At 66.1% G+C, this 12,427-nt stretch carries 11 protein-coding genes; 3 read left to right on the top strand and 8 right to left on the bottom strand.

The window, feature by feature from the left end; genetic code table 11:
• Positions 1–34: 34 nt before the first annotated feature.
• Positions 35–265, bottom strand: coding sequence for a DUF4287 domain-containing protein (locus tag ACTJJK_RS10550; protein WP_031370034.1), 231 nt, complete (start codon positions 263–265; stop codon positions 35–37).
• A gap of 233 nt (positions 266–498) precedes the next feature.
• Here ACTJJK_RS10550 and ACTJJK_RS10555 point away from each other — a divergent pair, with 233 nt between their 5' ends.
• Complete coding sequence (locus ACTJJK_RS10555; protein ID WP_440730162.1) at positions 499–1,422, top strand: M14 family metallopeptidase; 924 nt, start codon at positions 499–501, stop codon at positions 1,420–1,422.
• 231 nt (positions 1,423–1,653) lie between these two features.
• Positions 1,654–2,034, top strand: a complete 381-nt coding sequence (locus ACTJJK_RS10560) for a YciI family protein (RefSeq protein ID WP_440730163.1) — start codon at positions 1,654–1,656, stop codon at positions 2,032–2,034.
• A 61-nt stretch (positions 2,035–2,095) separates the two neighbouring features.
• On the opposite strand, the gene ACTJJK_RS10565 is transcribed toward ACTJJK_RS10560, so the two are convergent.
• Positions 2,096–2,494: a hypothetical protein gene (locus ACTJJK_RS10565; RefSeq protein ID WP_440730164.1), complete on the bottom strand. Its 399-nt coding sequence runs from the start codon at positions 2,492–2,494 to the stop codon at positions 2,096–2,098.
• A gap of 6 nt (positions 2,495–2,500) precedes the next feature.
• On the bottom strand, positions 2,501–4,141 hold the full coding sequence (locus tag ACTJJK_RS10570) for a tyrosinase family protein (RefSeq protein WP_440730165.1): 1,641 nt from the start codon (positions 4,139–4,141) through the stop codon (positions 2,501–2,503).
• Between the two features lie 578 nt (positions 4,142–4,719).
• Between ACTJJK_RS10570 and ACTJJK_RS10575 the strand changes: the two genes are divergently transcribed.
• Entirely contained in the window at positions 4,720–5,403 is a 684-nt protein-coding gene (locus tag ACTJJK_RS10575; RefSeq protein WP_031370029.1) for a class I SAM-dependent methyltransferase, read from the top strand.
• Positions 5,404–5,464: 61 nt separating this feature from the next.
• Here the strand turns inward: ACTJJK_RS10575 and phaZ7 are convergent, their stop codons facing one another.
• From phaZ7 to ACTJJK_RS10600, 5 genes are all read right to left on the bottom strand, one after another.
• Complete coding sequence (gene phaZ7 / locus ACTJJK_RS10580) at positions 5,465–6,640, bottom strand: extracellular native short-chain-length polyhydroxyalkanoate depolymerase PhaZ7 (RefSeq protein WP_051884244.1); 1,176 nt, start codon at positions 6,638–6,640, stop codon at positions 5,465–5,467.
• A gap of 245 nt (positions 6,641–6,885) precedes the next feature.
• Entirely contained in the window at positions 6,886–8,514 is a 1,629-nt protein-coding gene (locus ACTJJK_RS10585; protein WP_440730166.1) for a proprotein convertase P-domain-containing protein, read from the bottom strand.
• Positions 8,515–8,906: 392 nt separating this feature from the next.
• A complete protein-coding gene (locus ACTJJK_RS10590) occupies positions 8,907–9,320 on the bottom strand; it encodes a hypothetical protein (protein WP_440730167.1) in 414 nt (137 codons plus the stop codon).
• A 52-nt stretch (positions 9,321–9,372) separates the two neighbouring features.
• Positions 9,373–10,824, bottom strand: coding sequence for a DUF2235 domain-containing protein (locus ACTJJK_RS10595; RefSeq protein WP_440730168.1), 1,452 nt, complete (start codon positions 10,822–10,824; stop codon positions 9,373–9,375).
• Positions 10,825–10,957: 133 nt separating this feature from the next.
• Complete coding sequence (locus tag ACTJJK_RS10600; protein ID WP_440730169.1) at positions 10,958–12,064, bottom strand: alpha/beta fold hydrolase; 1,107 nt, start codon at positions 12,062–12,064, stop codon at positions 10,958–10,960.
• Positions 12,065–12,427: the final 363 nt, after the last annotated feature.

Here is a 12,427-nt window from a genome sequence, read left to right on the forward strand (position 1 = left end):
CCTCGTCTTGCCGGTGCCTGCGGACGGCAGAGCCTTACTTGTCGCCTTCCTTCTTGCTGCCCTTGAGCAGGGCCACGATGGCCATGGCGTGGCCTTGCCCGAGTTCGAAGTCCTGCTTCAGCCAGGCGATGATGTCGCCGGCCTTAATGCCCGGCTTCAGGCCCTTGGCGTCGGCGAAACCCTTGCTTTTGGCGAGGGAGCGAAACTGGGCCGGGGTCTTGCCGGTCTTGGTCTGGATATTGTCGAGATAGGCCTGGAAGGACATCGGTACGGCTCCTGGAGTGGTTGGTTGGGGCGGTCGGTTTTCGCCCTTGTGCCAATTCGACGAACGAGGCGCCGACGAATCGACACGGTGTTTGGTTCCGGCGCGAATTTTTTCGACGGCTCATCGCCTGCCCTGGGTTTCGTGCAGGGAGGCCGGAGCCCGCTTGACCGGCCGCCACCCGGGCCGGTGCTAAAATACCGGCCTTTCCATCACGCACCAGAGCGAGCGACGCGATGACCGCACCAGCTTTTTACCCGATCGGCACGCCCGGACAAGCCTGGGGCGCGGCGGAAGTCGCGCAATGGCGTTCCAGCCAGGTCCGCCATCGCAGCTACCAGGCCGACGTGGTCAGCGCGATCGAGCGTCTGCGCTCGCGTTTCGACGTGGTCGAGTACGGTCGCCTCGATTACGCCCCGGACAGCTATCCCTTGTTCGCGATCAAGAGCCGCGACTGGCAGGACGGCTTGCCCTGCATGCTCGTTACCGGCGGCGTGCACGGCTACGAAACCAGCGGTGTGCACGGCGCGCTGGAATTCGTCGAGCGCCATGCCGCCGACTATGCCGGCCGGATCAATCTGTTGGTCGCGCCCTGCATCAGCCCCTGGGCCTACGAGCGCATCCACCGTTGGAACGCCGATGCGATCGACCCGAACCGCTCGTTCCGCGAAAACAGCCCGGCCGAGGAATCGGCGGCGCTGATGCGCCTGGTCGCGCCGGTGCGCACCGAGGTGCTGATGCACATCGACCTGCACGAAACCACCGACAGCGACGAGTCCGAGTTCCGCCCGGCCTTGGCCGCGCGCGACGGCAAGCCCTACGAGCCCGGCGAAATCCCCGACGGCTTCTATCTGGTCGGCGACAGCGAAGACCCGCAACCCGAGTTCCAGCAGGCGGTGATCGCCGCGGTCGAGAAAGTCACCCATATCGCCCCGGCCGACGCCCAGGGCGAGATCATCGGCTCGACCGTGGTTGCGCACGGAGTGATCAATTACCCGGTCAAGTCGCTCGGCCTGTGCGCCGGCATCACCGATGCCCGCTATCGCACCACCACCGAGGTCTATCCCGACAGCCCGCGCGCCACGCCGGAGCAGTGCAATGCCGCGCAGGCGGCAGCGGTGCGCGCAGCCATCGATTTCGCCTTGGCTCACCAGGCCTGAGCGCCCGGCGCCGGTCTCGGCCGGTGCCGCAAGTTACGAGGGCCGCCCTCCGCGGCGGCCTCAAGTGGGTAGGGCCTGAGCGGCTCTGGGCCGGCCTGTCCCGGCCCTGCATCGATTTCCGCGGGCGTGTCGATTTCCACCCCGCTGGTTCGTCGTCCTGACAGGAGCGGGTTTCAAGCGCCGGAAGTTCCGGCGGCCGCGCTCCATCGATGCGACCACCAGGAGACCTGCATGCGCTTTCTTTCGATGATCCGGATCAACGAGACCACCTGCCAACCGCCTACCGAGCAGTTGATGGCCGACATGGGCAAGTTGATGGAAGAGATGACCCGCGCCGGGGTGCTGATCGGCACCGCCGGTCTCACCCCGAGTTCCGACGGCGTGCGCCTGCGCCTGCGCGGCGGCAAGATCACCGCCACCGACGGTCCGTTCACCGAAAGCAAGGAAGTGATCGGCGGCTATGCCTTGCTGGAGGCGAACTCGAAGGAAGAGGCGATCGCGCACACGCGCCGTTTCCTGGCGGTCCACGGCGATGCTTGGGACATCGAGTGCGAATTGCGCCAGTTGCAACCCGACGGCGAGTGCGGCGGCGAGGCGATTCGAGTCAACTGACTGAGTCGATTGATTCGCCGCGACCGAGTCGCTGCAACCGGAGCAGATGCTGAGCGTGCGCTCAGGGGCCCTGGTCGCCGCTGAGGATCACCCGTACGCCGCGTACTTCATCGGCGGACGCCTCGCGCGGCGCGGCGTCCGCGCGGGTGATACGGATCCGCACACGCAACGGCGCGTCGCGAACCGCATCGGCGGGCAGCGGCAGGGTATAGGTGCCGGCGCCGCGGCCGGGACGGATGGCATGGGGCGAGATCACCCCCAGCCTGCGCCCAGTGTCGCTGCTCACTTCGACCTCATGCCCGCTGGGGAGCGCGCCCAACTCCACTTCGAGGAAGGCGCGCTCGCCGGGTTTCGGCGGATGCGGCAGCGTCAGGCCGGTGTAATCGCGGCCCGCCGCGCATCCGCCCTGTGCGATCAGCAGGGCGAGTGCGAAGACGACGGCGACGAGGCCGCGAGACATGCCCGATCAGCCGCCCGAGGTGATCGAAACGGCTTTGACCGGCACCGGGTCGGCCGGTTGCGGGCCCGAGGGCACCAAACGAATGTTCAAGCGGGTGCTGGCGCCTTCGGCGGTGGAGAACGCCTGCAAGGTCTTGCGCAAGGGCACGGCGAACGTGGCCGAGTGCGACATCGCCATGTTCGGCATGGTCGAGCCGAAGAAGGCGATGGTGCCTGCGTAGTAGGGGCTGTTCGCGTCGACCTGGCCGACGTCGGCCGGCGCGTTGACCAGCACGTCGAACTCGCGCGCGAGCGCCAATCCGTCCGGGCGGTCGAAAGTGACCTCGGCGATCAACGGCGCCGGCAAGGTATCGGCCAGATGGCGTTTTACCAGCGCCGCCGGCAAGGTCACCGAGGCCGCATTCGCTTCGACCGCGCCCTTGATCGAACCGAACCGTTCCGCCGACGCCTGCAACTTCGGCTGCGTTGGCAGTTCGCTGCCGTAGCCCGGGCCGTAGTCGTAGTCGAAAGCGGTCGTGCTGACGTAGTCGCCGGCCTTGCTGGGGCCGACGAAGCCGCCGTCGCCGCCGACGTAGAACAAGAAGGGCTCGTTCAGGAAGGTGTTCGAATCGCTGCCGGTCGGCAGGATCGGCAAGCCGGCCAAGAACTGTTTCTTCGTCCACAGATACCACAGGCGGTCCATGTTCGAGTGGTGCAGATAGAAGATCGGGTCCACCGGCGACAGGAAGTTGGTCATGTTGCCGTAGGGGCCCGGGTCGATCGGGCCGACGCCGCCGATGTAGTTGTGCACCTTGTTGTGCGGGAAGCCTTCGAGGATCGAGAAATGGGTCGAGCCGTCGGGCTGCACCAGATGGGTGGCGGTCTTCGAGCTGGCGAAGCTGTTGCTGATGCTGGGATCGTAGAACAGGGTCGGCGCCAGCCCGGAATCGATGACGTGCGGGGAGACGTCGTAAGTCGTTTTCTCGTCGAGCTTGGGATTGGATCGCGACAAGTAGCGCGCAGCGCAGGTGACCACGAAGGCCTGGTTGCCGGAGATGCCGGTCTTTTGCGCCACGTTGTAACCGGTGACGTCGTTCCAGACCTGGTCGAAGGTCGAATAACCGCGCGACTGCAACTGCGTGCGCTGCGCGGTCGACAGCGAATTCCAGTACTTCTCGAGCGAGGGCTTGATGAAGGAGGTGAACTTCGCCAGGTTGCCGGTATACGGCGAATAGGCGCCGTCGACAGGAGTGAGGACGCCATCGAACATGCCCGAGGGGATTTCCGGATGGCGGGTCCAGTCCCAGAACGGCATGGCGAAATTCGGATCGTTGCTGAGCCTGCGGATGGCGCGTTCGAAATAACCCACATAACCGCGGTGCCAGACATAGAACCACCAATTGCCGTGCGGGCAATCGAGGAAATGGGTGAAGGCGTTACGGAACCAGTTGAGCGGATCTTCGGGAGGCAGCTTGAGCATGGCTTCGATGCCGCGCGCGTAGCTGACCAGCATCTTCTGGCCTTCCGGGGTGGCGACGTCGTAACGACGCCAGCGCGCGGCCTTGTCCGGCCCTTCGGCGCCGGCGGCGAGGGCCGAGCCGAACGGCAACATCGAGCTGCCGAGCGCGGCGGCGGTGGTGGTCAGAAATTCGCGGCGTGTATAGCGCATCCTGCAGTCCTCCTGGTTCGTGGGCGATCCGTAATCGGCTGCATGGTTTGCCGAGCGCTTTGTTCCGCCTTCTCGTATCGCGTCGATGCGGCCCGGCTTGGATGTCGACGGGCATCGAGCATCTTCGCGGCGGGCATCTTCGAAGTCGGCGGCCATCTCTCGGTCGTTGAACGATGCAGAGCGCTGAGATCGCCGATCACGACCGTCGATACAGCGCTTCTTCGGGATGGACGTAGTGAGGGGAGCGGGGCGGCCAGGCCGATGACGAAGTCGGGCCGGCGGTCGCAGTTTCGAGCCGGCGGAGGACACGGGTCGTCGCGAAGCGGCCTTCGCGCAAGCGCAGCCTGCCGCTGAGTGAGCAGGCGCCGGTCGGCCTGTGCCGGCTGGGTCAGGCAATGCGCGTCGCGGCCGACGCTCGGTTCAGGCTTTCGGCCTCGCGACCGCCCGCACAGGTGTAGGATGCAACTCGTAAGCCGTTCCAATCGCGCGTCTCGCCCGACCGATCCTTGATCGCTCGCTTCGCTCCCTTTCACGCGTCATCGCCCTGATCCAGTGGGACGCCCACTTGGGAGCGGCTTTTGCCCGGCTATACCACCCGACAACTTTCCCTGACCGTAGGCGGCGACGCCTGGGGCTTGCGAGTGTTGAGCGATCTGCAGCAGTTCAGCGATCCCGATGGCCACGGCGAACGCCTCGGCATTTCCGCCGCGCAATGGAGCCTGTTCGGGCAGGTCTGGCCGGCCGGGCAATTGCTGGCGCAGGCCATGCACCGTTTCGCCATCCATGGCGAACGCATCCTCGAACTCGGCTGCGGCATCGGCCTGGCCAGCCTGGTGTTGCAGCGGCGCGGGGCGAACATCGTCGCCAGCGACGTGCATCCGCTCACCGAACCCTTCCTGGCCTACAACGCCGCATTGAATCAACTGCCGGCGGTGCATTACCGGCAACTGCGTTGGGACACGCCGCTGCCCACGCTCGGCCGCTTCGACCTGATCATCGCCAGCGACGTGCTGTACGAGCGCGATCAGGCCGAGTTGATCGGCGAGGTCATCGCTCGTCACGCCTTCGACGATGCGCAGGTGCTGATCACCGATCCCGGCCGCGGCAACAGCGCGCGTTTCACCCGCCTGATGCTGGCGCAGGGCTATTCGGTGGAAGAGCGGCGCTGCCCGATGAACGACACGGACCTGCCTCCGCATCGCGGGCGCTTGCTGCATTACAGCCGCGGCGCAGGCGGCGGAAACGGTAACCCGCCGTCGTAAAGGCCCACGCTCGATCGGGCTCGACGCGGCGGTCCATCACGGTTCCGCCGTCTGGGTGCTTCTAGCGATTCACTGCCGGCCCGTTCACACCGACATAGCCGTTCGCGCAGCCGGTCGTGCAGGTCGTCGCCAGCATGTTGTAGACGATGCGGCCGGCGTTGGTCTTGGAGCGGAAGTGGCCGACGCCGTTGCTGGTGTCGCCGCCGCCGGCGTTGTAGGGGCTGCCGTCGCTCCAATCCCAATCGTAGGCATAGGCGGTGCTGCCCACGCCGATGTCGACTTGCGCCTTGACGTTGCTGGCGGGGTTGAACAGCGCGCCGCTGCTGCAACCGGCCGAGTAGCTGGTGGTGAAGCACTGCACCTGGTCGTGCAGACCGGCAGTGATCGTGTAGAACGCGATCCCGCTGTACATCGCCGGCACGGCGCGAAGGCTGTTGCTGCCGCTGCCGGTCCAGCGGTTATAGCCGTAGTAGGCGACGCCGCTGCTCGGGTAAAGGCCGAAGGTGTAGTAGTCGTACGGAAAAACATAGGCCTCGGCATTGCAGGTCGGCGCATACGGCGATTGATAGCCGGTGCTGAGGCAGGTCTGCAGGCCGCGCAGCCCGCCGCCGATATTGACGAAGCGGCGCACGCTGGCCTGATAGCCGTAGTAGCGCAGCATCGCCAGGGACATCGACGAGCCCAGCGAATGGGTGACGATGTCGACCTGGCCGCGGCCGGTGTAGGTCTTGACCTTGTCGATGAAGGTCTTGAGGATCTGGTACTTGGCCGGCTGATGATAGTTGTACTGCGGCGAGCTGCGTTCCTCCGCATCCAGATAGGTCACGCCGAACAGCTCGCAGTCGTTGTAGCCGCGCGCCTTGAGCTCGTCGTACATCGAATGGGCCGGTGTGGCGTAGCCGGTGACCGCCGCCGGCGGCATGTCGAAGCTGAGCGCGCTGTCGCCGTTGCCGGAGACGAATACGACCGGCGTGCGCGTGGCGATGCAATCGCCGCCGCCGAAGCCGCCGCTGCCCACGCCGGGGCTGAAACCGCCCGCGTACTGAGAAGCCGTGCCTTGGCAGGTGTAGCCGTTGTTGCTGCCGCAATCCAGCGCCCGAGCGGTGGAGGGCGCCAGCAAGGCGAGCGCGCCCAGCATCGGCAGCAGGGCCGATAGGGTCAGGCCCGCGGCGCGGGTCGAATCGAAGGCGGAATCGGACGGACCGTGGCAAACCCACTTCAGCGCGGTGCGGAGCATGAGTGCTTCCCTCCCCAGGGTTTCGGCTCGACGGCGACGAACGCCGGATCGGGCCGATGCTGGACCTGTGGGGTGAGCTTGGGTATTGCACCTATGGGCGATGCCGGGCAGCGATGCGAGGCCAGGTTCGCCTTTCGAGCAAAAGAGAAAGGGGCGCAGCGAATCGGCTCGCTGCGCCCCTCCCGGTACGGCCGGCCATCAAAGCCCGGACCGTATCCGTCGCGCCGCCGAAGCGGCGGTATTCATCAGAACTGCAGGCTCCACGAGTCGATCTTGCCCACGTCGGCGCGGGCGTTGTCGTTGACCAGCAGCTTCCAGGTGCCGTTGGCCGCTTCGCTGGAAGCGTTCACGGTATAGGTCTTGATGATGTTGTCGGCGCTGCCGCCGCCGCGGTTGTGCAGGGTGTAGCGGGTGCCGTCCGGCGCCACCAGGTCGACGCGCAGGTCGCCGATGAAGGTGTGCTTGATGTCGACCGCTACTTTCAGCGTGGCCGGCGCATTGCCGGAGACGCCGCTGACGACGATCGGGCTTTCCACGCTGCGCAGGTCGAGGATCGGGTAGTCGCCGGCGTTCTCGAAGAACGTCTTGCCGCTCACCGCGACCTGCTTGCTGACGCTGTGGCTGGCGCCGTCGTTGTCGGTCACCGTCAGGGTGACGGTGTAGGTGCCGTTTTCGAGATAGGTATGTTCGGGATGGGCCTGGGTCGATTGGCTGCCGTCGCCGAAGTCCCACAGATGCGAGGCGATGACGCCGTCGCGGTCGGTCGAGGTATCGGTGAAGCTGACCTTGAGCTCGGCGGCGGCCAGGCTGAAGTCGGCGACCGGCGGGTACAGCACCTTCAGTTCGTCGGCGCCGATGTCGACCGTGCGCACGCCGTCGCCGTTGCCGTCGATGACGCGCTTTTCGCCGTCGATGTCGGTTTCGGGCAGGAAATCGGCGGTGGCGCCGGCGTCGACGGCGGGCGAGCCGGCGGCGATGTGGTAGTTGCCGATGGTGGGGGCGACGAACAACGGGTCCGCGGAAAGGTTGCCGTTGATGCCGGTCTGGTCGGCGACGCCGACGTAGTTGCTGGTGTTGTTGAAGACCAGGTTGTTCTTGAACAGCGGATGGTTCGCCGGGGTGCCGTTGGTGATCTCGAAACCGACCGCGTTGCCGGCCAGGATGTTGTTCTGGTACAGGTGCAGGGTCGAGTTGACCTGGGCGCTGACCTTGATGCCGGTGCGGTTGCCGACGATGGTGTTGTTGGACACCTGCGGGCTGTTGCCGCTCGGCAGGGTCATGGTGATCGCGCGGCATGGGTTGTCGACGATCAGGTTGTTGACGATGTCGGGCGACGAACCGTTGACGAAGGTGATCACGCCGGACAAATGCTGGGTGTCGCAACTGTTGTTGCGGAAGATGTTGCGCTCGATCAGCGCCGAGGAGCCGTTGCCGCCGATGGCCGCACCGTAGCCGCCCGCGGTCTGGGTGTTGGTGTCGAAGATGTTGCCGACGATGCTCGGCGAGGCGGCCAGGATGTCGATGCCCGCGCCGAAGCTGGCGCGGCCGTTCTTGACGGTGAAGCCTTCCAGGCGCGAGGCCGGGCCTTCGCCGCTGTCGAATACCAACACGTTGCCGCTGTTGCCGCCGTCGATGATGGTCGTCGCCGGGCCGCCCTCGCTGATCACGGTGATGGCTTTGCCGTCGTAATTGAGGCGTTCGGGATAGCTGCCCGGCGATACCAGCACGGTGTCGCCGGCGACGGCGGCGTTGATGGCGGCCTGGATGGTCGGGTAGTCCGCCGGGACCCGCAGGGTGGTCTGCGCGGCGGCGGGCAGTGCCAGCGACAGCGCCAGCGATGCGAGGGCGGTCTTTTTCAATTGCGTATGCTTCATACCAACTCCTTGGTGTGATGATCGAGAGGCTTGCGATGACGCGCCGTGCCCCGATTGCGCGAGCGGACGCGCCCCAGGCCGCTGTGCGGCTGCGGACGTTCGTTTCGGCACGATCGAGAGACCCCGGGGCGACAGGACATGGCCGGCGAGCGAACCGCTTCGGTCCGGGGCATGTCCTCGTGCACTGTAAGGCAGGGGTGTCGCAGGGGATGAGCCGATGGGTAGGCGCTCGTGATCGATTCCATCGTCGCTTCCGTGATGGCGGCGCGGTCGCTGTGGCTGCGCGGCCGCAGCTCGCGCCGCTCCTATCTCCGGGGCGTTGCTGACTTGAGGCGATAAAAAAGCCGGGCTCCATGGGAGCCCGGCTTGGTTCGCTTCCAGTGCGTGGCGGTTTACTCCGCGGCGCGGCACTTGGTCAGCTTGAGACCCTGCACGACGGTGCCGACCTGGCCTTCGTTCGTGCACTCGAACACCAGGGTCGAGGATTTCTGGAACGGCTGGATCTCGTTGCCCTCGAACTTGGCCTTCAGCGCTTCCTGCTCGGCGACTTCGAAGGCGGTGTCGAACACCGCGCCGTCCTCGGCGATCGCGCCGAAGTAGGTGCCGCCGGGCTCCGAGCCCATGCGCATCAGCTGACCCGAGAAGGCCAGACGGCGTCCGTCGTACTTCTTCCCCGCGGCCTCGGGGTTCGCGGCGTATTCGGCGGCGATTTCGTTGTAGCTCAGCACGGTGGTCTGTGCATGGGCGGAAAGAGCGCACAGGCCCAGGATGGCCATGGCCGCGAGGGCCGCCGGTCGAACATGCATATCGATCACCTCCGTATGTGGGCGCGTAGGCTCGATAAGAATGTCGATGCTGTCAAGTTTCGTGCGGCAGCGACTCCGGGCACGAGGCGGTCTCGGCGACCGCGTAGTAACGGGTCAGCCGCACGTCCAGGGCCAACGAGTCCGGCCGATAGGGACGGACCTCGCCGCAGTGGCGCACGGAGGCCAGGTCGAAGCGTTCGTACACGCTGCGATGCAGCGGTGCGCCGCGCGCCTCGATCCGCGACTTGGCTTTCCAGGCGATGCGCCACCCCTGCGGGACCCAGTCCGGGTAACGATCGAGCATGCGCTGGATCTCGCAATGTTGCATGCCGGCCGCGGAAGGGAATAGGTGCAGGCGGCTGCGATCGACCAGCAGCGGGTGCGGCAGTTCGGCGGTCTGTTCCAGCATCCACGACAGGGCGATGTCGGACAGCCGCGATTCGTCTTCGTCGTAGCTGCCGCCGATGTCGGAATGGCAGCCGGCGAACCAGACCTGGCGCAGCCACTCCGGCTCGCCGGGCTCGTGCGCGACGTGCTGGCCTTTCACGCCCCATTCGACGCGGGCGAAATCGGCGCGGCGCTCGTCGATGGACAGCGCATGGCGTGCGTAACGGACGCGACGGCCGAGCAGCCGGTCGTAGAAGCCCGAACGCCAGCCGGCGAAATGCCAGCGAAAATCGCCCGGGTTCGGAAAGTCGCGGATCGACCGGTAGTGTTGCTTGAACAACTGATAGACGCCGGCCAAGACCAACCCGCCGAGGTAGGGGACGATGTAACGCCCCAGATCGAAGCCGTACAGGACGGCGCAAGGCAGCAGGATGGTCAGCGCGACCAGCAGAGACACCATGACGAAGCGCAGCAGGCCCTTGGCCCCGAGCGCGGCAACGGTGTCGAACACGCCGATGAAATACGGCACGACGTTCGACTGGCCGTCGATATCGCAGCCGTACTTGAGGCGGAAGCGCCGGGCTTTCTCCTTGCGTTCGGGCTCGTACTTGCCGCGGTCCTTGCCGGCGCCGTGCTCGTAGACCTGCAGTACCGCCTCGCGCGCGACCCGCATCAGGCCGCGTCCGTAACGCGGGATCGGCTTGCCGTCCGCGCCGTGGGTGGGCACGCCGCACAGATTGAGCACGCCGCCGACGCAGCGCGCGGTGTAGGCGCCGCGGCTGAAACCGAACAGATAGATGCGGTCGCCGGGCTCGTAGTGTTTCAAGATCGCCGCATAACATTCGACGATGTTGGTGCTGATGCCGGTGCCCATCGCCGAGCTGAAGAACTTGCGCAGGGTGCGCAGGAAACGCAGGCGGACGTGGCCGGCATCGGCGTCGGTGCCCAGGCCGGCGTCGTAGAAGGCGACTTGCTCGGCCGGGTCGATCGGGCTCTCGGGGCCGTTGCGGGTGGCCCGGTACAGTTTGTAAACGTTGCTCAGACGCTGGTCGGGCCGCAGCCCACCGGCCTGTCCGGTGCCATCGGCGAAGATGAGGATGTTTTTCGATCGGTCCACGGCCGACATTGCGATCTTCCCTGTAGCCCTGTGGCTATGGGTAGGCAACGTGGATCGGGGCGCAGGTCGGCCATGGACCCGCGATCGGGGCCGGCGGCCGCATCGGCAGCGCGCCGGCCCGCATGCGCAGCGGTCACTGCTTGGCGTCGTCCTTGGCCAGCGGTCGCACGTATTGCAACAGACTGGCCAGGACCTTGCCGGGTTCTTCCCACTGGATCATGTGCGAGGAGTGCTCGAACCACACGCCCTGCTTGTACGGCGCCTTGACCTGGGCCAGCCAGTCCGCGGTCGGTTGCGACGGCGTGGTGTAGTCGTGGCGGCCCATGAACATCACCACCGGGATCGGGAATTCGCGGACCTTGCTGAAGTCGACGGTGACGAATTCCGGCAGCACGCGGCCGAGGCTGAACTCGTTGCCGCCGTTGACCGCGGCGCGGTCGCAGTCGTTGTACTCGGGCGACAGCAGTGGGGCGCGGTAGAAGTACAGCGACTCGTCGCGGTAGGCGGTCATGCCGCCGTAGTACTGCGACCACTTGCGTGCGGCAATGATGCGTTCGCGGGTGATCGGCTGGTCGCCGGGGTAGGGTGCGATCGCCTCCATCTCCTTGACCGCTTCGGTGTTGCCGTGGGCTTTGGCCTGCTGCATGCCGTAGTCGAAGCTGATGCGCTCGTTCTCGCGCACGTTGATGGCCTGGCCCACGCCGAGGTAGGCATGGAACAGGTCCGGCCGCTTCAGCGCCGCGGTCATCGCGACGATGGTGCCCCAGCTGTGGCCGGCCAGCACCACCTTGCGCTTGCCGTAGCGCTTGCGCACGTACTCGGCGATTTCGATGGCGTCGTCGGCATAGCGTTCGACCTGCAGGGTGTCGGCATAAGCCTGCGGATCGTGGGAGGCGAAGGTCTTGCCGGCGCCGCGCTGGTCCCAGTTGACCACGGTGAAGAATTCCTCCATCGGACGCTGGAACTGCCACATCGTCGGGATCAGCGGCGAGGCCGGGCCGCCGTGGGCGAACAGCAGGATGGGGTTGGCCTTGTCCTGGCCGCGCACGTTGAGCCACTGGTCGATGCCGCCGATGCGCACGGCATAGGCTTCCTGGACCCCGTTCGGGGCGACGATGCGGCTGAGGTCTTGGACCACGGCGCGGGCGCGCTCGTAGTCCGAGGTGTTCTTGCATTCCTCGGCCATGGCCAGGCCGGGGACGGACAGCAACAGGGCGAACAAAGCAGGCATCGTCTTCATAGGCAGTTTCCGGATCGGTGGTCGACAGGACGGCGCTGCGAGGCTGGATCGGTGCAGGTTCGACCTGACGGTGGCCGGGTCGATCTTCGCTGCGTGTTCTCGTTGCGTGGTGTAAGTGATGCGGCGATGGCGGAAACGGTTGCGGCGACGGCAGCATGGATCGTGGGGGGGCGAAATCTGGGACGTTCACTGGAGGCCAGCTTTATCCACAGGCCGATGGGTCGATGCCTCATCACCGGATCGAAGAGCGGTTCGGGCGCGTACACGCACGCCGACAGGAAGATAGGCACCCCAGGCGGTGCGCGGGGATGCAGCTGCCGACTTTTGCTCTGGAGATGAGGGCTGCACGCAGACAGCGGCCTC

Origin of the sequence: Lysobacter sp. 22409 (assembly GCF_052045105.1) — a bacterium.
GTDB lineage: Bacteria > Pseudomonadota > Gammaproteobacteria > Xanthomonadales > Xanthomonadaceae > Lysobacter > Lysobacter antibioticus_B.

Coding starts and splice junctions, on each gene's coding strand:
- ACTJJK_RS10550 (WP_031370034.1), bottom strand. CDS start 265: ATGTCCTTCCAGGCCTATCTCGACAATATCCAGACCAAGACCGGCAAG.
- ACTJJK_RS10555 (WP_440730162.1), top strand. CDS start 499: ATGACCGCACCAGCTTTTTACCCGATCGGCACGCCCGGACAAGCCTGG.
- ACTJJK_RS10560 (WP_440730163.1), top strand. CDS start 1,654: ATGCGCTTTCTTTCGATGATCCGGATCAACGAGACCACCTGCCAACCG.
- ACTJJK_RS10565 (WP_440730164.1), bottom strand. CDS start 2,494: ATGTCTCGCGGCCTCGTCGCCGTCGTCTTCGCACTCGCCCTGCTGATC.
- ACTJJK_RS10570 (WP_440730165.1), bottom strand. CDS start 4,141: ATGCGCTATACACGCCGCGAATTTCTGACCACCACCGCCGCCGCGCTC.
- phaZ7 (WP_051884244.1), bottom strand. CDS start 6,640: ATGCTCCGCACCGCGCTGAAGTGGGTTTGCCACGGTCCGTCCGATTCC.
- ACTJJK_RS10585 (WP_440730166.1), bottom strand. CDS start 8,514: ATGAAGCATACGCAATTGAAAAAGACCGCCCTCGCATCGCTGGCGCTG.
- ACTJJK_RS10590 (WP_440730167.1), bottom strand. CDS start 9,320: ATGCATGTTCGACCGGCGGCCCTCGCGGCCATGGCCATCCTGGGCCTG.
- ACTJJK_RS10600 (WP_440730169.1), bottom strand. CDS start 12,064: ATGAAGACGATGCCTGCTTTGTTCGCCCTGTTGCTGTCCGTCCCCGGC.